The organism is Nostoc sp. 'Peltigera membranacea cyanobiont' 210A (assembly GCF_002246015.1).
Taxonomy (GTDB): Bacteria; Cyanobacteriota; Cyanobacteriia; order Cyanobacteriales; family Nostocaceae; genus Nostoc.
Window position 1 is genome coordinate 359,493 of the sequence record NZ_NOLJ01000007.1, and the last position, 22,283, is coordinate 381,775.

The 22,283-nt window shown below is 40.9% G+C and carries 19 protein-coding genes; 10 read left to right on the forward strand and 9 right to left on the reverse strand.

Going from position 1 to position 22,283, the window contains the following annotated elements:
* A partial coding sequence (locus tag CDG76_RS23610) for an IS630 family transposase (protein WP_223265346.1) occupies nt 1-563 on the reverse strand: 563 nt, incomplete at its 3' end.
* A gap of 592 nt (nt 564-1,155) precedes the next feature.
* Between CDG76_RS23610 and CDG76_RS23615 the strand changes: the two genes are divergently transcribed.
* From CDG76_RS23615 to CDG76_RS23625, 3 genes are all read left to right on the forward strand, one after another.
* Nucleotides 1,156-1,875 (forward strand): response regulator, encoded by a 720-nt coding sequence (locus tag CDG76_RS23615; RefSeq protein WP_094351335.1) that lies wholly within the window; start codon nt 1,156-1,158, stop codon nt 1,873-1,875.
* A 207-nt stretch (nt 1,876-2,082) separates the two neighbouring features.
* Nucleotides 2,083-3,771: an NAD(P)H-quinone oxidoreductase subunit 4 gene (locus CDG76_RS23620; protein WP_094351336.1), complete on the forward strand. Its 1,689-nt coding sequence runs from the start codon at nt 2,083-2,085 to the stop codon at nt 3,769-3,771.
* 147 nt (nt 3,772-3,918) lie between these two features.
* The gene (locus tag CDG76_RS23625; RefSeq protein ID WP_094351337.1) at nt 3,919-5,046 is read left to right on the forward strand and encodes a three-Cys-motif partner protein TcmP; all 1,128 of its coding nucleotides are present in this window, start codon (nt 3,919-3,921) and stop codon (nt 5,044-5,046) included.
* Here CDG76_RS23625 and CDG76_RS23630 read toward each other — a convergent pair.
* Nucleotides 5,036-5,812, reverse strand: coding sequence for a DUF5131 family protein (locus CDG76_RS23630; protein WP_094351338.1), 777 nt, complete (start codon nt 5,810-5,812; stop codon nt 5,036-5,038). The genes CDG76_RS23625 and CDG76_RS23630 overlap by 11 nt on opposite strands.
* Nucleotides 5,813-6,117: 305 nt before the next feature.
* On the opposite strand from CDG76_RS23630, the gene thrB reads away from it, so the two are divergent.
* The 5 genes from thrB (at nt 6,118) to CDG76_RS23655 (ending at nt 11,256) form a co-directional block, all read left to right on the forward strand.
* Nucleotides 6,118-7,032 carry a homoserine kinase gene (gene thrB / locus CDG76_RS23635; protein WP_094351339.1) on the forward strand — a complete coding sequence of 305 codons (915 nt, stop codon included), beginning with the start codon at nt 6,118-6,120 and terminating at the stop codon, nt 7,030-7,032.
* A 29-nt stretch (nt 7,033-7,061) separates the two neighbouring features.
* On the forward strand, nt 7,062-7,574 hold the full coding sequence (locus tag CDG76_RS23640; RefSeq protein WP_094351340.1) for a hypothetical protein: 513 nt from the start codon (nt 7,062-7,064) through the stop codon (nt 7,572-7,574).
* Nucleotides 7,575-7,946: 372 nt separating this feature from the next.
* Nucleotides 7,947-8,483 (forward strand): universal stress protein, encoded by a 537-nt coding sequence (locus tag CDG76_RS23645; RefSeq protein ID WP_094351341.1) that lies wholly within the window; start codon nt 7,947-7,949, stop codon nt 8,481-8,483.
* Nucleotides 8,484-8,779: 296 nt separating this feature from the next.
* Entirely contained in the window at nt 8,780-9,145 is a 366-nt protein-coding gene (locus tag CDG76_RS23650; protein WP_094351342.1) for a DOPA 4,5-dioxygenase family protein, read from the forward strand.
* 707 nt (nt 9,146-9,852) lie between these two features.
* On the forward strand, nt 9,853-11,256 hold the full coding sequence (locus tag CDG76_RS23655; protein ID WP_094351343.1) for a hypothetical protein: 1,404 nt from the start codon (nt 9,853-9,855) through the stop codon (nt 11,254-11,256).
* Between the two features lie 334 nt (nt 11,257-11,590).
* On the opposite strand, the gene CDG76_RS23660 is transcribed toward CDG76_RS23655, so the two are convergent.
* The 7 genes from CDG76_RS23660 to CDG76_RS23695 all read right to left on the reverse strand — a co-directional run bounded on the left by CDG76_RS23660 (nt 11,591) and on the right by CDG76_RS23695 (nt 20,067).
* Nucleotides 11,591-11,896, reverse strand: a complete 306-nt coding sequence (locus tag CDG76_RS23660; protein WP_094351344.1) for a hypothetical protein — start codon at nt 11,894-11,896, stop codon at nt 11,591-11,593.
* Nucleotides 11,897-12,138: 242 nt separating this feature from the next.
* A complete protein-coding gene (coaE, locus tag CDG76_RS23665) occupies nt 12,139-12,735 on the reverse strand; it encodes a dephospho-CoA kinase (RefSeq protein WP_094351345.1) in 597 nt (198 codons plus the stop codon).
* A gap of 64 nt (nt 12,736-12,799) precedes the next feature.
* Entirely contained in the window at nt 12,800-14,386 is a 1,587-nt protein-coding gene (cobA, locus tag CDG76_RS23670) for a uroporphyrinogen-III C-methyltransferase (protein WP_094351346.1), read from the reverse strand.
* Nucleotides 14,387-14,464: 78 nt separating this feature from the next.
* Nucleotides 14,465-15,694, reverse strand: coding sequence for a tetratricopeptide repeat protein (locus CDG76_RS23675; RefSeq protein WP_094351347.1), 1,230 nt, complete (start codon nt 15,692-15,694; stop codon nt 14,465-14,467).
* Nucleotides 15,695-16,007: 313 nt separating this feature from the next.
* On the reverse strand, nt 16,008-18,161 hold the full coding sequence (locus CDG76_RS23680) for a hybrid sensor histidine kinase/response regulator (RefSeq protein ID WP_223265347.1): 2,154 nt from the start codon (nt 18,159-18,161) through the stop codon (nt 16,008-16,010).
* A gap of 418 nt (nt 18,162-18,579) precedes the next feature.
* Nucleotides 18,580-19,050 (reverse strand): tetratricopeptide repeat protein, encoded by a 471-nt coding sequence (locus CDG76_RS23690; protein ID WP_094351349.1) that lies wholly within the window; start codon nt 19,048-19,050, stop codon nt 18,580-18,582.
* Nucleotides 19,051-19,053: 3 nt separating this feature from the next.
* Nucleotides 19,054-20,067 carry a homogentisate phytyltransferase gene (locus CDG76_RS23695; protein ID WP_094351350.1) on the reverse strand — a complete coding sequence of 338 codons (1,014 nt, stop codon included), beginning with the start codon at nt 20,065-20,067 and terminating at the stop codon, nt 19,054-19,056.
* A 233-nt stretch (nt 20,068-20,300) separates the two neighbouring features.
* On the opposite strand from CDG76_RS23695, the gene CDG76_RS23700 reads away from it, so the two are divergent.
* Nucleotides 20,301-20,582, forward strand: a complete 282-nt coding sequence (locus CDG76_RS23700; protein ID WP_094351351.1) for a glutaredoxin family protein — start codon at nt 20,301-20,303, stop codon at nt 20,580-20,582.
* A 53-nt stretch (nt 20,583-20,635) separates the two neighbouring features.
* On the forward strand, nt 20,636-22,135 hold the full coding sequence (locus CDG76_RS23705; RefSeq protein WP_094351352.1) for a UDP-N-acetylmuramoyl-L-alanyl-D-glutamate--2,6-diaminopimelate ligase: 1,500 nt from the start codon (nt 20,636-20,638) through the stop codon (nt 22,133-22,135).
* Nucleotides 22,136-22,283 lie beyond the last annotated feature (148 nt).

Here is a 22,283-nt window from a genome sequence, read left to right on the forward strand (position 1 = left end):
TTCTCATCCCAAAACCAGACTTGTAACCTTTCAGGGCAAGACTTTGAAGCTTCTAGATATCCAAGCAGTTTTTCTTTAAAGACCTCTCTTTTTATCGGATCTTGCTTATCCTCTAGACTGTATTTTGCCCAAAGGTAAGCATACTTTTTTTGCTTTAATATTCTCCTGACTTGTTCTCCGCTTAACTTAATATCAGTTCTTTTGTCTAAATATGTAGCTAATCTTGCTGTTGTCCATCGTCCAAATTCATAGCCTAATTCACTTGGTTCTTTGTCAATAACTTCCATTAATAATTCAATATATTCATTTGTTGCTTTCTGGTAATTTCCTTTTCTCCTGCCATCTTTTAGACTTTCTAAATTGTCTGGATCACCATGAACACACCAATATGCTACACTTCTACATGAACAGCCTAAAAATTCACTTATCTCCTGATAAGTTTTTCCATCATTCATCAGAAGTAACATCAATATTCTCTGTATAAATTGAGAGCGATCGCTATCTTTTAAAGCTTTTTGTAAATTGTCTTTTTGAGATTGAGCTAGAAACCCTTTAGCAGGCATGATAACGCTATAGACACGGATATATCTATTTTACCATTTATGCAATTTAAATGTGGAACAGCTTAGTCACCTGAACAATCCAATTAATATGAGTGTTTGGGTGCTAGAGAGAGTTATTTAGTCCTTTTTCTGTACATAATACCGCTCAAAGTAAGGGTAACTACTTAATAATCAACGCGATGTGCAACTTATCCTTAGAACCCCACTACCATTCCTCTCCCCCACTCCTGAGAGGCTTTGATTCTTGCTCCCCAACGCTAGTAGGGAAGGGGTTGGGGGTTAGGTCTGAGAGAAAGTTGCACACCGCGTTAATCACCTACTTTTGCTTGCTACCAAATTTTTCATGAAAAATTGTTTAGCATAAAACATCGAGCGTTAGGTTAATGTATAAAAATATTTTTTGATTGAATTATATTGTCATATCGAAACTCTTGCCTTAGAAAAGCTTACGAGATAAGGTTATTTATGTCTAATGGTAGATGAAGTTCAGGGAATAATACCAAACGCATTGCTTTTTGTATAAGATCCCGAATAGAAGAACGAGATTATTTTAATCTGTACTTTAGATAAATAACAGTAAAGTTAAGTAACTATGAGTGAAATCAAGATCCTTGTGATTGAAGATCACAACCTGACAAGAATCGGCTTGCGGTCTGCCTTACAAACTCAGCCAGAGTTTAACATTGTTGGTGAAGCAGCCAATGCAGCCGACGGCATCAAGCTTCTGAAAACTCTCAAGCCGGATGTTGCTACTATTGACATTGGTTTGCCTGACATGGATGGTATTGAGCTAACACGCACATTTAGGCAACATCAGGCAGAGAATGAGGACTACACAACAAAGCTGCTAATTTTAACGATGCAAAATAGCGAACAAGCAGTTTTAGCAGCATTTGCAGCAGGTGCAGATTCTTATTGCATGAAGGATATAGAAACAGAGAAACTAATAGAGGCTGTGCAAACAACTTATGCAGGTAGCTCATGGATCGATCCAGCGATCGCAGACCTTGTACTACAACAAATACGTCAAGATTTCCCCGATGGCAGCAGAGGCGCATCTGGAAAAAGAGTTTTGATTGAAGGTATTGACGCAGATACAGAGAAAAGTATAGTCAGTTATCCTTTAACTCACAGAGAGATGGATGTTTTAGAGTTGATTGTTGCTGGCTGTGACAATGCAGAAATTGCTAAAAGGCTCTATTTAACAGTCGGTACTGTCAAAACTCATGTTCGAGGTATTCTCAATAAACTCTGTGTCGCTGACCGGACACAAGCTGCTGTCCGTGCGTTGCGCGCGGGATTAGTACCGTAAGCAAGTAAATAACCATTATCAACTGCTTACACAAGAACACTTAACAAATAAATAAAAATCTTTCTTACCCAGTCCCCAGTCCCCAGTCCCCAGTCCCCAGTCCCCAGTCCCCAATAGCGGTTAACTGGGACAAAGATTTATGAAGAAATTGTTACAAAGTTTAGTACAATGACATAATTGACTAAATAAGTATTTTTCTATACATACATGATAGCGGATCAATTTCCCTGGCTTACCGCGATTGTCTTACTACCACTTGTTGCTTCCCTGCTCATCCCTGTATTACCTGATAAAGATGGTAAACTCGTGCGGTGGTATGCACTGGGTGTAGGTATTGCAGATTTTGCCTTGATGTGCTATGCGTTTTGGAAGCATTACGATGCCAGCAGTGCTAGTTTTCAAATGGTGGAAAATTATGCCTGGATACCTCAGTTAGGTTTTAACTGGGCGGTATCAGTCGATGGGCTTTCAGCGCCACTCGTGCTTTTAGCCGGATTTGTCACCACACTCTCGATATTTTCAGCTTGGCAAGTCGATCGTCGACCTCGCCTCTTCTATTTTTTAATGCTGGTGCTGTATTCTGCACAGGTAGGGGTGTTTGTTGCCAAAGACTTGCTGCTATTTTTCATCATGTGGGAAGTAGAGTTGATTCCCGTCTATCTACTAGTCTGCATTTGGGGTGGGCAAAGGCGTCGTTATGCGGCTACGAAATTTTTGTTGTATACCGCAGCAGCTTCTATATTTATTTTAGTGGCAGCCCTCGCAATGGGGCTATACGGCGGCGGTGATATGACATTTGACATCACCGCCCTCGCCAGCAAAGAATATCCCCTTGGTTTACAACTGCTACTTTATGCAGGATTATTGATTGCATTTGGTGTCAAGCTTGCTGTTTTCCCTATGCATACTTGGTTGCCTGATGCTCACGGCGAAGCATCCTCTCCTGTATCGATGATATTAGCTGGTGTGTTGCTGAAGATGGGCGGATATGGACTTATTCGCCTGAATCTTGAGTTGCTTCCCGATGCACACATTTATTTTGCGCCGGTTCTAGCCATTCTCGGTGTTGTCAACATTATCTATGGTGCATTAAACTCCTTTGCTCAGACCAATATGAAGCGGCGTTTAGCTTATTCGTCGATTTCTCACATGGGGTTTGTACTGCTTGGGATTGCGTCCTTCACTGATTTGGGGATCAACGGCGCGATGTTGCAGATGATCTCGCATGGTTTAATTGCATCAGTGCTGTTCTTCTTAGCAGGTGTTACTTACGATCGCACCCACACAATGGTAATGAAAGATATGGGCGGTATTGGTCAAGCCATGCCCAAAGTCTTTGCCCTGTTTACAATCGGAGCGATGGCATCTCTGGCACTTCCCGGAATGAGCGGCTTTCCTGGCGAACTCTCGGTATTTGTTGGGATGACAAGCAGTGACGTTTACAGTTCTACTTTCTGCACCGTAACGGTTTTTCTCGCCGCAGTTGGAGTTATCCTCACACCTATCTATCTACTTTCCATGCTGCGAGAGGTATTTTATGGTGACGGTGCAGCACTCATCTGCGACATTAATAATGCAGGCTTGGAAAATCAAGAAGATGACGGAACAGTTTGTTTTGGTACAGACTGCTTCGTGCCAGAAGATGCAGTCTACGACGATGCTAGACCCCGTGAGGTGTTTATCGCTGCCTGTTTTCTGCTGATGATTATTGGTATTGGTTTCTATCCCAAGATGGCGATGCAGATGTACGATGTGAAGACCGTTGCAGTCAATGCTAATCTTCGCCAGTCTTATGCCATAGTCTCGCAAAGCAATCCTCAGATTTATGCTAAGGGACTCTTGGTTCCGCAAATTTCCGAGGTTGAGGTAGTGCCAGTTTTGGGAACTTTGAAGTAAGTTTTTTGACCAATAGACTTGTTGAAAAAAGCGTTTTCTACGACTAACTACTACCTGTCTATGCATTTTGATTAGGTTATTACTTTGACCAAAGGCTCTACGCAACCTACAATTACTACATTAGAGTAATACATAAGTGGGTTGCGTATGAGTAATACTTCCTTCTTTGATGAACAGAAAGAGCAATCTTTAATAAAAGCTAGAATTGTTGAGAAATATTTTTGGGCTTGGGCAAAGGTAATTATACCAACTGCTAAAAAAGTTGACCCAAGAATTGCCTATATAGACCTTTTTGCAGGCCCAGGTCGATACAAAAATGGTTCAAAATCAACACCAATAAAAGTTTTAGAGACTGCGATTTCTAATCCAGATATGCAAAATATGTTGGTGACAGTATTTAATGATGCTGATGCAGAACATATTAATTCTCTCCAAGAAACTATAAATTCAATTCCTGGTATTGAAAATTTAAAATATAAGCCTCAAGTAATTAATCATGAAGTTGGGGAAAATATTGTCAAGACATTTAACGAGCGAAAGTTAGTACCTACATTCTTTTTTGTAGATCCGTGGGGATATAAGGGATTATCGCTACAACTTATTAACTCGGTTGTGAAAAACTGGGGGTGTGATTGCATCTTCTTTTTCAATTACAACCGGATAAATATGGGTTTAGGTAACGCAGCTGTTGAAGAACACATGAATGCGCTATTTGGAAAAATACGAGCTGATCAAGTACGCGAAAAACTAAAAATCCTTAAACCAGAAGAACGGGAGTTAACAGTTGTAGAGGCACTTTGCGAAGCTCTCAAGGAAATGGGTGGAGAGTATGTTCTACCTTTTCGCTTTAAACATGAAAACGGCAACCGAACTAGCCATCACTTAATCTTTGTGAGTAAGCACGTCAAAGGCTATGCAATCATGAAAGACATAATGGCAAAAGAGAGTTCTGAACAAAATCAAGGCGTCCCTTCTTTTGAATATAATCCAGCCACCTATAGACAACCGTTACTTTTTGAATTTTATCGTCCTCTTGATGACTTAGAAGAAATGTTATTAGATACATTCGCAGGTCGAACAATAACCATGCAAGACATTTACAATCAGCATCATGTTGGAAGGCGTTATATTAGCAAGAATTACAAAGATGCTCTGAAGAATCTTGAAGCTAAAAGCAAAATAGTAGTAGATCCACCTGCTAATAAACGAAGAAAGAATAAAGGTGAACTTACATTCGCAGATTCGGTAAAAGTTACATTTCCACCTAAGCAGTGATTACCAAACTTTCTTTTTTACCTACTAATTTAACTGGAGTATTTCCCCATCTCTTTTGATGCCGCTTCCAAGCATCAGGCATTTCATCCCATATTTTACCATCCAGTAACCTACCTCCAGCCTTAGAAGTTCTTCCGCCAATCTGCTTGAAAAAGAATGCCACTTCTGCTGCTTGACACTGGTCATGAATATCTTTTACCCACTCAGTTTTTAGAGGGCGATGTTTTTGTCCCGACTCTCCACCGACAATAACCCAGTGAATATCTGTTAACTCAAGATTCAATTCACCTAAGAGCGGTTCACATGAAAGAAAGCGGACAGTCGCGGGAACTTGGCGAAGAAAGTCAACACGATGAACATAGTTTTGATTTTCGACTGACACACCCAACCAGATATTTTCATAAAATTCTAGTTCAGAAGCCAACTCAAGTAATCGATCCGGTCGTTTTGTTAATATTTGATATATGTGCCAAGGCGTTTCATGAATTACTTTAAAGACCTTTTGAATGAAATCAAGAGGTACATCTTCATGAAAAAGATCGCTCATTGAATTCACAAATATTCTACTTGGAGTACGCCACTTTAAAGGTTCTGCTAACCTTTCAGGGTGTAAAGTTAAATCAAATCCATTCTTGAAGTTATTAGGAAAGCGTTTAGTGAGAGCTTCTGCATAGCAATGCAAACAACCTGGGCTAACTTTGTTACAACCAGTCGTTGGGTTCCAAGTTTTATCTGTCCACTCAATACCCGTGTGCGCACTAGACATATTACATAACCTTGTAAATTACAAATTCTGCAAATTATACTTTTTGGGATCTGTGTTTTTTATAGTGTATCTGTACTATAACAGAACTCACGATCATGTCATCAATGTAGATGGGGTGGAGCGATCGCACAATCCAAGCATTTAAATTCCCATAATAGAATTTTGCTAAAGCCACAAGCACTGAAACTCAAGGCTCGGAGGATGGATTAAGGAACAGTAAATCAAAGTATCCCCAGTAACGCTTAAAAACTCGCCCCATGCTACCAATACATGGGATGCTAGTTGATGATTACTGAGTTTTTCCTATGTCTGTTGTTTCTACCATAACTGTTACCGTTCCTGCCACCACTGCGAATTTGGGGCCTGGTTTTGATTGCATCGGTGCAGCATTAAAGCTGTACAACGAGTTCAAGTTCACTCGCCTAGAAGAGGGTGGGTTAATTATTCATGTCAATGGTACAGAAGCTGAACGAGTTCAAACTGATGAAAGCAATCTCCTTTACCAAGCATTTGTCAAGTTCTATCAACACATAGAGCAGACACCGCCGATTGTGAAAATAGAGATTAAGTTAGGTGTCCCGTTGGCCCGGGGTTTGGGTAGTTCGGCGACAGCAATTGTTGGTGGGTTGGTTGCGGCTAATCAACTTGAGGGTGCGCCTATGAGTCAGTCGCAGGTAATGGAGTTAGCGATCGCAATGGAAGGACATCCTGATAATGTAGTTCCAGCTTTGTTGGGAGGATGTCGTCTCGCTGCTACCAGTGGCGCAGGTTGGGAAATTTGTGATGTTCCCTGGCATAAAGATGTTGTACCAGTTGTGGCTATTCCTAATTTTGAACTTTCTACTTCCGAGGCGCGGGGCGTTCTCCCCACTGAAGTGAGTCGTGCTGATGCGATTTTCAATACAGCCCATTTGGGATTATTGTTGCGTGGTTTAGAAACTGGTAACGGACAATGGTTAAAGACAGCTTTACAAGATAAGTTGCATCAGCCCTATCGCAAAGCTTTGATTCCTGGTTATGATGCTCTCAACATCGCAGCTGTTAGTGCTGGTGCTTATGGTATGGTGATTAGTGGTGCGGGGCCGACACTGTTAGCTTTGGCGGATCAGTTACACTCAAAGGCTGTGGAGGCGGCGATGTTAGCTGCTTGGCAAGAAGAAGGAATTACAGCCGAGGTGCGATCGCTTTCTCTCGATACCCAAGGCGCAAAAAGCTTTTAATATTTTACTCAGCACTTAAAACTCGATTTATGGAGCAAACTCAGGCTGAAATAGCGGCGCTTAACTCTCAAATTCAGATTCTTTTAGAAGAACGCGCTGCACTCACTATAAAAAATAATGTCATCTGTGGCGAGAATGATTCACCCCAGGCGATGGTGGAAGCTTACCGCCGTCAAGCCAGAGAAAATGCCCAATTATCAGTTGAACTCCAAGGCATAGATGCAGCGATCGCCGCCTTGGAAGGCCAGATCAAACAAAAACAAGGTAAGTTAGTGCGATCGCAAGGTGAATCCAAACAACTTATCCAACAACAGCAGCTAGAGGAAGCGAAAGAAGTGGCTCAGGTTCATGCTGAACGCATTAATGAACTAGCAAGTGAACTGGCCGCAGAAGTCCGTTTTCTTAAGGCTTGTGCCAATCAATTGAGTCCAATGTATTGGCAGATTTATTACAAACCCTTTATTACTGGCTTTAAGACAATCTCTGTTCCCTATGTCCGCTCTGATGGAGAAGTGTGGACAATCGTCAACCGGATTGTTTAATGTTTTAGCCTTTGCGTTTGTATGCAATATATTGACTTCTCTCCTTTTAGGCTATCCATTACCCGAATCTTTCTCAACAAAAATATAACTTACTTAAAACAAGAGCAAAAGCATTGATAGTTATCCACTCAAATTCTCCAGTTTGTGGTTAGCGATCGATGCTCCCTCATGCTCAAAGATAAATGCTGGCTTTCCTCACAAGTTCCTCAAATTGTTTTGCTATAAATATAAATATAGGGCGAAAACCTTTAAGAGATTTAAAATTCAAAAGTCGCTAAACATAGTTGAGGGATTAGTCATTTTTGATAATCCAGTATCTGGAAACCCGAAACCGTAAAGACCAATTACCAATGAAATCGGAGGTCTATTATGATGTTTAAAAAGATTCTAGTTGCATTAGATCGCTCGGAAATAGGGCAACAGGTTTTTGAGGAAGCATTAGATTTAGCAAAGTTAACACAAGCTAGCTTAATGTTACTTCATGTCCTATCTTCCGAAGAAGAGGGTAGTCCTTATGCTCCTATGCTGTCTAATATGGACTACTATCCAGGATTGACCAGTCAAAGCTTTGAGTTATACCAACAACAGTGGGATACCTTTAAAAATCTAGGAATCCAGATGTTGCAATCTTTCTGTGCCCAAGCAAACACAGCAGGTGTGACTACGGAATTTACACAAAACGTTGGTAATCCTGGTCGCATTATTTGTGATTTAGCCCATAGTTGTGACGCTGACTTAATTGTTATGGGGCGTCGGGGTCATTCTCGATTGATGGAACTATTTCTCGGTAGTGTGAGTAACTACGTTCTTCACCATGCTCCTTGTTCAGTGCATGTTTTGCATCTTTCAGTTACTCCTAAAATAGATGAAGTTGTCAAAGAAACTACAAGCGCTTTCAGCGTTAACTAACTACTAAGCTATTCCACATTTAACTTGCATAATTAGGGTGGGCAAAACTTTGGCGCGATCGCTACTTCTGTGCGAGAGGCTATGCTAACGATAACGCTCAGTATACTGCCTACCCCATAAAATTTAGTTATCTCAATCAATGATCTCTGTAAATTAAATCTCTAAAAACCGATCCCTAACTATACTGTATTGGGCTAAAATTGAGCGTAGGCGTAGCCCATCGTAGATATCGCTTTTTTAGTAAGAAATAAAAAGTCCGCTACCCAAAATTAGAGTTGAGAACGAAAAGTGGATCTATGGAAGAAGATACTATCGAGATCGTTGGTTTTCATGCTCATGTTTACTTCGATCCTGCGAGTCGGGATGTAGCCGCGCGTGTACGCGAAGGATTAGGCGCTAGGTTTGACGTGCAACTTGGACGCTGGTTTGACAAGCCCATCGGGCCCCATCCAAAGGCGATGTATCAAGTTGCTTTCTTACCGAATCAGTTTGAGAAAGTCGTTCCTTGGTTAATGCTCAATCGTGAGGGGTTGGATATTCTCGTTCATCCTGAGACAGGGAATGCTGTGGCAGATCATGCAGTTCATTCCCTATGGTTAGGAGAAAAACTAGATTTGAATATTGAGTTTCTTCAACAGCTTAGTCCGACTTTATCCAATTAAGGGAAGTAAACGACTTTGGTTGGTAAAAGTTTTGCTTTGAGGCATGAAACTTTTTCTATTGTGACTAATTCTGGTGAAATGGAAAAAGTGTAATTTCTTAATAAATACAGGTTTCAGCCTATGCATAGGCGCTTTTAGCGGTTTGCTGCAAGTATTCGCAAGAAAGGAAAAATGGATAAAGTCGAGGCTCAGACCTGACTAAAGCTTAAGTTACAGTACAGATAATCGTAGGGGCACAAAATGTTGCATTGGTGTCAACTTAACGTGAAACCCGCTTGGTGACAACGTTTTGCCCTCACCCCCAGCCCCTCTCCCATCCGTGAGAGGGGAGCTAGACATTCAATTCCCCTTCTCCCAAAGGAGAAGGGGTTAGGGGATGAGGGCGTGAGGGATTTGCAAAACGCCTGTCTGATATAGTTTTCGGCTTAAGTTGACACCAATGAACATATTCTGCCCCTAACCGTGTACTTCATTTACTTGAAATACGCTGTAAGTGTAGCGAAAAATTGCTCCTATTTTGCCCTCTTCAAGTGGAGCAATTTTCTAACAGAGATGTAACGTTCAGCATCTACAAGAATTGGTATTAAACTCCTTGGTTGCAGATAACTGTTTATTAACACTTTTGTTGAAAATAGAGATAAGACAGACATCCATTTTGCAGAATGCTATGCTGTTAATCACCATTCTCATAAAAATAAATTTATCTAATGAAAAACATCTCTGCGAAAGGAAAAATTGCAGGCATTTCCCAATTTGGCATACCTAATTTCAGAGTCACGAAGAAACAGATTTTATTTAGTACTCTTATTCTCTGCCTTGGTTTGCTAGGACTAGGTGGTTTCTGGTTTAAATCCAGATATAAATTTGATAATCAGATGAGTGTAAAACTAGAAGAATTATCTAATGTTGATTATCCAGCCAATCCTGCACCATTAGGAAAAAATTTTAAAAGATATTCTAATCGAAAATTAACACTGATTAAGAAAGATGATACGCATTTCGATTTCGTATTGGAAGCAACAGACAAAAATACGGCAAAAATAGTTATAAAAAATGTAGATTTAGAGCTATTAGTTCCTAAAGCACCTGAATGGGTTAAAAAAGATCGAGGTTTAGAAATAATCGCTTTTACAGATAGGGAGTGGAACAGGCAACAGATTAGTTTTCCTGCTAATTCCAAAAATATAGAAATCGTTGGAGGAGATGGTTTTGAAAAGCAAAATATTGTAGAGATAGCTTTGGCCAATAATTGCTTAAATGCCGGATTTTGGGAAATTTTACTTTTTACTAAAGAGGATAATAACAAAACCCTTTATTATCAAAGTTGGTTTACTTTCCCAATTGGACATTACAAAAATATTTTTGAAAAAATTAATAAGATTTCATATTGGCAGCATTGGTGGAAATTAGAACACTGGCAAGATCCGAGTGGCACAATAGTAAAAACTAATCTTCTTAGAAATGTAATCGATCAAAAAGAAGTTGCTACTCAGTTCCCCCTTGATGAGAGGATAATTGTATCAGGAGAGCAAAGTAGAAAAGTTAGAACTACGCTAGCGACCAACATCACCAAATGGAGAGATTTTTACGACGTTAAAAATGAAGTTAAGTTTGCAAGTTTTCAAGCGCCAGGATTTTACGACCAAAATAAGCCTTGGGGAAATCAATACTGGAGAATAGGCAAATTTGACAAAGCGATTTTGAGGAATATTAAACCGATTGGCGTTGAACAAAATTTACAGGAAATTGAGCTAGGATTCACAGATACCAAAACTGGTGAGAAAAATAGATTATTCATCAGTGGCGTTAATCTGAAAACGCTTCCTCAATTGCCTGTAGCAGATTATTCTAAAGGCTTATATATGCCGATGGGAATTGGGATACCTCCTTTTTATCAAAGCTATGAAGAATTAACAAAAAATCATCCAGATGTCAGCCCCTATTTCAGTTTTTTACTAGATTCACAGGAGCGGTGGATAGATCATCACCACTTAGCAGTTGATGGTTCAGTGATGCACCTTGATAAAGATAATCCAAATCTTTTGCATCTTTACTTGCTATCCTATGAAAGAAATACTTTAATAGCTCATTTTTTGATCGATTTAACATAGATATAGCTGTTCTCGATTGAGTGAGGTATAAAAACCTCACTCCCCTCCTAACAAGCGAGGAGGCGACTATGATATACCTTATACCAATTCAATTAATGATTGCAACATAGCCTTGGGTAAAAGACGCGATGAATCGCGTCTCTACAAATGGTCTATTTGTCGCATTCTTTTTTCCAATTGGTATTACTTTTACTATTCTCTAGTAAAAGAAGGAGAATCGTGTAGATAATTGGTCTTTCAAGACTCGATAAATTGCGCCTCTATATCAGGATTTGGTTGCTCATTATGAACTGTATTGAACTCTAGATTTGAAGAAACTGGTTGACTTTAATATTTAGTCATTCGGTATTTGCTTGAGTAAAGCTATCCACATATCAGATGGATCTGAATAGTAATCAATTTCTTCAACTTGATATTGATAAGATTCACAACCTTCTTGTAAAATAATGCGATCGCAAGCTTTAACGCTTTTCCCTACTCCAGTCATGTACCCGATTGTTCCTTCATTGAGGCGCTCAAATATGTAGTCGCCTCCACAAACTTGTTGTCTGTAATCATGGATTTTATTCTTTTGTTTTAATTCTGTTACTGGAGAGATAACCAGAGATAATTTATTGAAAAAACTAAAACTTAAGTTCATACCTGTTCTGATTGAAGAGAAGGCACTTAAAAACATTTAAAAAATAGAACTTATAATTCATTTAAAAGCCGATTCTCTTAAATTTACAGTACTATTAACCGCAGATTCAACTGTAAAATCACCTAACTGTTGGGCGAGATTTGGTAAGATATAAGTTTTTTGCTTAACTATCTAGTATTAATTAATAAGCTTTTTATGTCTTTAAAATGTCATATATGTATATATTTTAATATCAATCTAATTTAGTCACTACTTGTAGTGGCTAGAGCTACATCTATCTGCTTCAGTAGTACTTCTAGGGTAGAAGAGTTATCTAAAACGACATCTGCATGAGCCACTTTTTCTTCGATGGATAATTGGCTGTTAATCCTGGCTCGTGCCTGTTCTGTATTTAAATGGTTTCGTTGTATTAATCTTTGTAGTTGTTGTTCTTGGGAACAATGCACTACCCAGATTTCTGTTACCAAATCAGTCATCCCAGCTTCAAATAATAGAGGCACTACTAACACCAGTATTTTTGACGAAGACTGAGCAATTGCTTTGAGAAAGCGATCGCGCACATCAGGATGAATCAAATTGTCTATCCAGTTGCGTTCATCTTGACGATTAAAGATAATTTCGCCTAACTTTTGACGGTTGAGGCTGCCATCTGGTAGTAAAATTTGTTCGCCATAACGTTGAGCGATCGCACCCAGGATAGGCGAACCTAAAGATACTGCCTCTCTAGCATAAATATCTGCATCCAAAATCGGCAGATTATAAGTGCTAGCTAAATAATTGGTGACAGTAGTTTTGCCTGTGGCAATACCTCCAGTTAAACCGATTATACGTTTTGTCATTTGTCATTTGTCATTAGTTTTCTCCCCCTGCCCCCTGCTCCCCNCTGCTCCCCTGCCCCCTTATCTACGAAGTCGCCCATGCGATCAGTGCTTGGGTTAAACCATCTAAAGTGTATTCTTCGGCTTCTACATCCACACGTCCGAATAAATCATGGCAAGTTTTAGAGGTTTGGGGGCCGATAGAGGCAATACAAACTCCCTCTAATAATTGGCTAGTATCAGAATTGTTGGAAAATATACTATTAGTAAGTTGACAGAAAAATTGTACAGTTTTAGAACTGGCAAAGGTGATTGCATCTACCTTGCGGTTTTGGAGAGCTAACTTTGCCGCAGGTGGAATACTACTAGGACAACAAGATTGATATGCCGCAACTTCTATCACCTTTGCTCCCTTGAGAGTTAATTCCTTAACTAAAACTTCTCTGCCGCCGCTTTCAACTCTGGGAAATAATACCTTTTTACCATCTAATTTATCTGGGAAATTTTCCACTAAACAATCGGCAACAAAGTTGGGGGGAATAAAATCTGCTTGCAGAGAGCGTTGTTTGAGACTTTGGGCTGTTTTCTCACCAACAACGGCAATTTTGATGTTAGCTAAGGCACGACTATCTTTACCTTGGGCAATTAGCCTTTCAAAAAAGTAGTCTATGCCATTGGTAGAAGTGATAATTAACCAGTCGAAGTCAGATAAATGAGCGATCGCATTATCCAAAGCTTCCCAATTCGAGGGCGGGCCGATTTCTAGGGTAGGCATTTCGATGACTGTTGCACCTGATGCAATGAGGCGATCGCTAAATTGACTCGATTGGCTAACTGAACGCGTTACCAAAATAATTTTACCAGTAAGGGGAGATAGGGGGAAATTGCTTGACATAGGAGGGGGGCTAAAAGTTTTGCCTGTAGTAGAAACCTGACAATCTATTTTCTCAGGTTGTAAGTACTTGCGTAGCCCAACAACTTCGCCAATCACAATTACCGCCGGGGAAAGGGATAATCCGGCGGTTTGTTCTAGAATATTGCCCAGTTGCGCTGTCCAAATTTGTTGATCTGGAGTTCCTGCCCAACGGATGATGGCAATGGGTGTTAAGTGCGATCGCCCATGCCGCACCAGTTGATCTACAATCTCTGCTAGATGTTGCCCCCCCATCAAAATTACCAGTGTCTCTAAGCGTGACAGCGCCTCCCAGTCTAAAACCTCTGGTTCGTGAGCTGTAAGCACTGCAAAAGTGCGGCTTAACACCGGATCTGTTAGGGGAATTCCTGCCAATAAAGGTGCTGCAAGGGCTGAGGAAATTCCTGGTACTAGTTCAAAATCACAACCGGATGCTTTCAACGCTTCGATTTCGGAAGTACAACGCCCAAAAATCAGCGGATCGCCTGATTTGAGCCGTATAACTTGTTTTCCTTGCAGACAGTGCTTTACCAGTAACTTGTTAATCTGTGCTTGGCTTGTACTGGGTTTGCCACCGCGTTTGCCGACATCCAACTTCAGGCAATCATCTGGTACGCACTGCAATAATTGAGCATCTACTAAAGCATCGTAGACTAACACCTCAGCAGTAGCTAAGAGATTGTAAGCTTTTACTGTCAGGTATGCTGCATCTCCAGGCCCAGCACCTACGAGGTAGACTTTACCCCTTTGTTTTGTCATTTGTCATTTGTCATTTGTTAATAGTTCTTCTTCCTGTTTCTTTCCTAGTCCCCAGTTCCCAGTCCCCAATCCCTTTATTCAATTCGTTTGGGTATTAATTTTTTGGATTAGCCGATCGACTTGCTCAACCATCTCTTTGTTTTTCTCAGCTTGGAATAATTCTCTGGCTTTTTTGAGATTAACGATCGCTTCTTTTGGCTGTTGTTGTCTTCCCAAAGTGATTCCCAAATTATAGTAAGTGAATGCATCGTTGGGGACGAGGCTAATGGCTTTTTTGTAATGTGCGATCGCTTCTTGAGGTTTACCTCGATCGTCCATCGCATTTCCCAAACCTGTGTAAGCTTGTGCGTGTTTGGGATCGAGACGAATCGCTTCGGTATAGTCGGCGATTGCTTCTGTGAGCTTGCCTTGAGCGTAAAAAGCACTTGCTAAATTATAATGAGCGTCTGCATAGTTAGGAGCGAAGCTGATGGCTTTTTGGTAATGTGCGATCGCTTCTTCTAGTTTGCCTTGAGCGTACAGAGTATTTCCCAAGGCATTATAACCTGCTGGATTTTTCGGAGCGAGGCGAATGGCTTCGGTATAGTTGGCGATTGCTTCTGCTGGCTTTCCTTGAGCGTATAAGGCGTTTCCTAAGTAATAGTAAGCGTCTGCATAGTTAGGATCGAAGCTAATAGATTTTTTATACTGAGTAACTGCTTCTGCTAGCTCACCTCGATCGTACAGAGCATTTCCTAAACGGGTGTAAGTCGGCGCATAGTCTGGTTTGAGGCGAATAGCTGCTGTATATTCGGTAACTGCTTCTTTTAGCTTGCCTTGAGTGTAGAGAGCATTTCCTAAGTTATAGTGAGCTTCAGCATACTTGGGTTCAAGGCTGATGGCTTTCTGATATTGGGCGATCGCAGCTTCTAACTGATTCAGTCTTGCTAAAGTCAAACCTAGATTAAAATATCCTCTAGAGTCTTGAGGATCGAGACTAATGGCTTTATTGTATTGAGCGATCGCTTCTTGTGGTTTACCTCGATCGTCGAGAGTATTTCCCAAGGCAATATAGGCTTGTGCAAAATTGGGTTCTAGTTCAATTGCCTTCCGAAAAGCCGCCTCTGCTCCTTTTAAATCTCCCTGTTTATAGAGATTGCTTCCTTGCTCGAAGTTAGCAACTGCGTTTTTGTTGCGAATGACTGCGGACTGAGTAGAGTTGTGAATTTTTGCTAAAATAACGCCAACATTTTTACCAAAGGCAGTATTCCCATTACTCAAACACAAGCAGATAATAGCTGCTACCAGTAGATTCTTCTTTTTCAGCATTTTTATTACCTTACCTGCTTGGTTTACATATAATGTCAAGTTCGGCTAATTGCGATCGTAAAAATACCCCATCTCAGCCCTTCCTTACTTGCTATTCGGGGAGCAAAAGCGTAGCTTTAGCGGAGTTATAGCAGGAATTATAAGTGATTAAGCTAACTTGATACAAGTGTAATCTCATATAAATGTCTATTTGTACACAAGAGACATTTCAAAGTCCCTCTCCCAAGGTTGGGAGAGGGATTTAGGGTGAGGGCTTTTGATTCATGCAAAAAATCTAATAGATAGTGCTTTATTAAAACTAAAAAGTCATTTTTTAGGTAATTTTTGACACTTTTGTTTCCATCAGTTTAACAATGGCTGCAATTAATTTTTCTGGGTTAAGAGGTTTGGATAAATGCATCTGAAACCCAGCTTTTAGGGCTTTTTCATGGTCATTGTTTCTCGCAAAGGCAGTCAAGGCAATTGCTGGAATTTGCCCACCTTGTTCTGGTGTCCGAGTTCTGACTTCATGTATTAACATATAGCCATCCATATCGGGCATACTAATATCGCTTACCAACACATCTAGCTTGACCTCTGCTAAGGTTTGTAATGCTTCTTCAGCGGAAGATACTGCCATCACAAAAGCCCCATCTTGCTCTAATACAAAAGCAACAAAATCTCGTGAATCAGTATCATCATCGACAACTAAAACCCTGATGCCATTCATAGGTAAGGAGTTACTAGCTAAGAATGCAGGGTAATTTTGTCCATCCGTCAGCCTTGGACTTTCATCTGGCAGAAGCGGTAAGCTAACAGTAAATATTGCCCCTTGACCCTCACCGTGGCTATCTGCTTTGACGATGCCGCCATGCATTTCGATAATATTACGTACAATTGCTAATCCCAGTCCTAATCCACCAAAACTTCTCGTAGAGGTGCTATCTGCTTGGCGGAAGTAATCAAACACGAATGGCAAAAATTCAGCGCTAATTCCCTTACCCGTATCGCTAACGATTATTTGAGCATAGCCATCAGTTTGCTGGAGTCGCACTTCTACTTTTCCTCCTCTGGGTGTAAATTTGATTGCGTTGGAAAGGAGATTCCAGACAACTTGCTGCAAACGAGTTGAGTCGCCCATAATTTGTCCCACACCCGGTTCAAATACTGTATTCACCTCAATCAACTTTGTTTCTGCTGCTAACTGCATTGTCTGTAGTGCCGACAATACCGTGGACTTGAGGTTAATCTTCGTGATATTCAGCGTCAGTTTGCCTTGTAAAATTCTGGAAATATCCAGCAAGTCTTCAATGAGTTGAACTTGTAAGGTAGCATTTCGCTCGATTGTGGCTAGTGCTTCAGATGTCTTTTTTTGGTCTAACCTGCGGGTTTGCAACAACTTTGACCAGCCGAGAATTGCGTTGAGTGGAGTGCGTAGTTCGTGAGAGAGGACGGCTAAAAATTCATCTTTAATTCGATTGGCTGTTTCTGCTTTCGCTCGTGCTACTTGTTCTAATTCCAGCAGGTGCGCTCGTTCTTCAAGTATTTGTTTTTGTTCGTGGATATCCGTACAGGTTCCAAACCACTTGACTACAAAACCTTGCTCATCTTTGAGTGGTAAACCTCGCGCTAGCTGCCAACGATAGGAGCCATCAGCAGCTCGTTTAAACCGATATTCATTGTTATATATAGTGCTATTTTTGACAGCATCAGACCACACTTTATCAGCTCTTTGCACATCATCTGGATGCAATGCAGCCAACCAACCAGAACCCAAAGACTGCTCTAATGTTAGCCCAGTGTATTCGCACCAATTTTGATTAAAAAAATCACATTCACCGTTAGGTTTCGTTGTCCATACAAGTTGAGGAATTGCCTCAGCCAAGTAACGGTAGCGTTCTTCGCTTTGCCGGAGAATTTCTAAGATGCGTTGGCGTTCAAGAATTTCTTGTTGTAATTGCTCGTTAGTCTGAGTAATTTCATTGGTGCGAACAGTAACCATTTCTTCGAGATGATTCTGGTATTTTCGCAGTTCTTCCTCTACCCATAAGCGTTCACTTATTTGTGTTTGAAGTTCTTGATTTGCTTGTTCTAATTGAGTAGGGCTAGGAAGTGCCAATGCTTGTGGAACTAAAGGCACAAGCTCTAATGCTGTAATTACAGATATTGTTGCAGTTACTGCTTTAAGAAACCCCGACACCCAATAGGTTGGATACCAAAGTGTCCAAATATCCATTAAATGAGTAGTGCCGCAAGCCACGATAAATCCACTAAACAGCAAAAAAATCCAATCAAAGGGCAAATCTTGTCGCTTGCGGACAAAGTAGAAGAGTGTAGCTGGAATCGAGTAATAAGCTAGTGCAATGAATGCGTCAGATAATATGTGTAACCAAACTAAATTCGTTTGCCATAGATAGCAATGTCCATGTGGAATAAATGATTCTGATGTAAAAAAGTTAGTCCACAGTTCTGATATTATATTTGACATAAATACTGGATTATTTAAGCTATAAAATCTACTACTAAATCTTTGCCGTTGCTTAATACTATTCTAGTCCCAAAATATTACTGTCTAATTTCTGTACTGCTTAAGGAGACTACAATATGTCTTTACAAAACAAAAAGGCTGTTAGTATCATCGCTGTTTTGCAAAAATCAATCATTTAAAATTCTTAATATTTTCTCTTCTAAAGCCTAAATAAATTCATTGTGGTTATGGAGCTTGTCGCGCATCCGATTGCAATTGTAAGGGCTGTGAAGAGAGTGGTCAAACTTGCAGAAATTGCGGACATAATTATGGTATGCAGTAAATTACCAAATAAAAACCATTCTCACCATAATGATGGGAATGGCAAAAAGTTAGGAGACACAACAGGAAAATTTAATCTCTGCAATTCTCATTAAACTTAAGATTCGCTTGACTTAGCACTCATTTTATCTAACAGTTGAGTGATTTTTTTAGCTTTTTCAGGTTGGCGCTGTTTTTGTAATAAATCTTTAGCTTGTACTAGGTTAGTTTTAGCTTCTTCTTCTCGCTCTTGCTGCATGAGAATATTCGCCAGACGCAAGTAAGCATCAGGATTTTTCGGACTGCGGCGAATTACTTCCCGAAATAATTCTGTTGCTTCTTCTACTTGTCCTTGCTGGTTTAAAACATCTCCCAAAAACAAGCGCACTACATCATTAGTAGAGTTGATGGAAATCACTTTGCGAAAAGCTGCTTCTGCACCAGGATAATCTTTTGCTTGGGCAAGATTGATACCTTTTTGAAACAAGTCTGAAGTTATCAAAGTTTTCCAAGCGAAATAGCCAAGGATTGACAGACTCAGAACAACTACAACAGCAGCGATAATTGAACTAGTGGGAGTTTCTAGCATTGTCTAAGCCAAAAGACAGGCGATAGGAAAAATCAGATATTCCATAAAAAAGAGTTTCCAGATAAATTGGTAGAATTGAGCGATCGCACTTTTATCTTGTAAGTCTACCGTCGAACTCCGCAACCACAGCCAAGCCAACAGCCCCAAATGAGTAACTACCAGGAATATGGCGTTAACTGAGGCGACGTTTAGCACCCCAACCAGAATTATTCCCAGATAACAGGCAGTTATTACCCAAAGAGACAGATTGAACACAGCTTGGGGCCCAAGTTTAATGGTGAAAGTAGTAATATTGTAGAGGCGATCGCCTTCCATATCGGGGATATCTTTAAAGATAGCGATCGCAAAGGTAAACACTAAAATAAATAACGTCAGCACCCATACTACAGGCGGAATCGTTTGGCTTTGTTGCAACGCCCAGCTGTAATGCAGATATAAACCTAAGTTAACAATCGTACCGCGCACCGAAAAAATACACAGCGCCGCCCAAACGGGAAACTGTTTTAAGCGAATTGGTGGTAAAGAATATGCAGTACCAATGGCCAAACTAATTGCTACCATACCAAATAAAAACGGGCCAGTTAGCCACGCCACAACCAGCGCCAAAATCCCAGTAGAAGCGACAATTAATTGCCCAGTTTGCTGGGAAAACTCACCAGACGCTAAGGGTAAATGAGGCTTATTAATCTTGTCAATTTCCACATCTTCTAATTGATTCAGCCCCACAATATAAACATTGCCACACAGACAACCAATCCATGCACCAAAGACAGGGAGTAGGGAATACGTAGAGACATGATTCATCGCGTTTGTAGAGACGCGATTCATCGCGTCTGTAGAGATATGATTAATCGCGTCTCTACTTATAGCAATGGCAATTAAATATAAACCCAAAACACTCAGACTTGTACCAATAATTGTGTGAGGGCGAGAGAATTTCCAGAAGGCGTATAACCACTGGAAATATGATTGAACAGGTTTGCCTGGTAAAGGGCTGTTTTCAGAACTTTGGCTCATGAGTAGCTTAGATACAGTATTCTGCTTGGTTGTTAATCATTGTCACAGAATTTGGTCATTAGACTTCTTTCATGAATCAATGAGCTTTCACCCTAAATCCCTCTCCCAAGTTTGGGAGAGGGACTTTGAAATTGGCTACCCTTCTCCTCCGTGCCCTCTGCGGTAGCCTGCGACAAGCCGAAGCGTGTAGGTTATTCTAAACTTATAACTTCTTGCGCCAACTCAAATCAAGAATGCGATTAATTTTATACAGTAAACCCGGCTGTCATTTATGTGAAGGCTTGCAAGAAAAGCTAGAACAAATCCAAAATCTCAGTTTCGAGTTGGAAGTTAGGGATATTACAACTCGTGAAGATTGGTTTGCTGCGTATGAGTATGAAGTGCCAGTGCTTTATTTATCGAACCGCAGAGGCGCAGAGGACGCAGAGGGGAGTGAGAAATTATTGCCACGTCCTTCTCCTCGTGCTAGTGTGCAGCAGTTGGAGCAAATGTTGCGTAAATATTTAGCCAATTAGAAAAAAATAATGCAGAATAAGCGCAAGATCAAGAATGTGACGAGGTTCACAAAATGAAATTGCGGGAATTACTAACAGCGGTAGACAGTGTTGAGCAATTGCCTAGTTATCCAATGGAAGATGTGGAAGTTAGGGGTTTAAAGACCAATTCCCATGCTTGTTGTGTGGGAGATTTGTTTATTGGGATGCCAGGAACGCGGGTTGATGGTGGGGAATTTTGGCAAAGTGCGATCGCATCGGGGGCTGTAGCTGCGATCGTTTCTCCCGAAGCGGCACAAAAAAATCCTCCCACAAATCAGGCTGTGGTCATTAGTGCAAGTAACATCACTCAAGCTTGTGCGCAGATAGCCAGTGCTTTTTATGGTTATCCGGGACGAAAACTCAAGCTGGTGGGCGTGACTGGTACAAATGGCAAAACTACAACTACTCATCTAATTGAATTTCTACTCAACAAAGCTAATTTAGCTACAGCTTTAATGGGAACTCTCTACACTCGTTGGGCAGGTTTTGAGCAAACTGCTGCCCACACTACGCCCTTTGCAGTCGAACTCCAACAGCAGCTAGCAGAGGCGGTAAAGGCTGGGAGTGAGTTCGGAGTGATGGAAGTCAGTTCTCACGCTTTGGCTCAAGGTAGAGTGTTGGGTTGTGAATTTGAGGTAGCAGTATTTAGTAATCTTACTCAAGACCATCTCGACTATCACAGCGACATGGAAGATTACTTTGCTGCCAAAGCGTTATTGTTTAGCCCTGATTATCTCAAGGGACGGGCAATAATTAATGCTGATGATTCTTACGGGAAGCGGTTAATTGCGTCGTTGGATTCCGAACGGGTTTGGAGTTACAGCGTCAACGACAATAGCGCTGATTTATGGATGAGCGATTTAAGTTATCAGCCAAATGGTGTTAGTGGGACATTACATACACCAAAAGGTGACGTGGCTTTTCGATCGCCCCTAGTCGGACAATATAATTTAGAAAATCTTTTAGCAGCCGTAGGAGCAGTTTTACACTTAGGGCTAGATTTGCAGTTAGTGGCATCTGTAATACCTGAGTTTCCCGGAGTTCCCGGACGGATGGAACGGGTACAGATTAGTACTGAGCAAGATATTAGCGTGATTGTAGATTATGCTCACACGCCCGATAGCTTGGAAAATTTATTGAAAGCTGCGCGTCCGTTTATACCTGGTAAAGTGATTTGTGTATTTGGTTGTGGAGGCGATCGCGATCGCACTAAGCGCCCAAAAATGGGTAAAATTGCTGCTGAGTTAGCTGATGTGGCAGTGGTGACATCAGATAATCCCCGAACTGAAGACCCAGAAAGGATTTTGCAAGATATTTTGGCGGGAATAGCTGACACAGTGCAGCCAACAGTAATTTGCGATCGGGCGATCGCAATTCGTACCGCTATTTTACAAGCACAACCCGGTGATGGAGTATTGCTTGCTGGTAAAGGTCACGAAGACTACCAAATTCTCGGCACCGAAAAAATCCATTTTGACGACCGAGAACACGCCCGCGACGCTTTACAGCAAAGATTTAACGTACAACGTTAATTTGGGAATTGGGTATTGGGCATAAAAGGCAGAGGGGCGGAGGTGCAGAGGGGCAGAGGAGAAAAACTTACTGCAACTTCTCCTCGGTCATATCATGTCCGCATAATTAGTTATGCTAACCACAGTCATTACACCCCACCCCCAACCC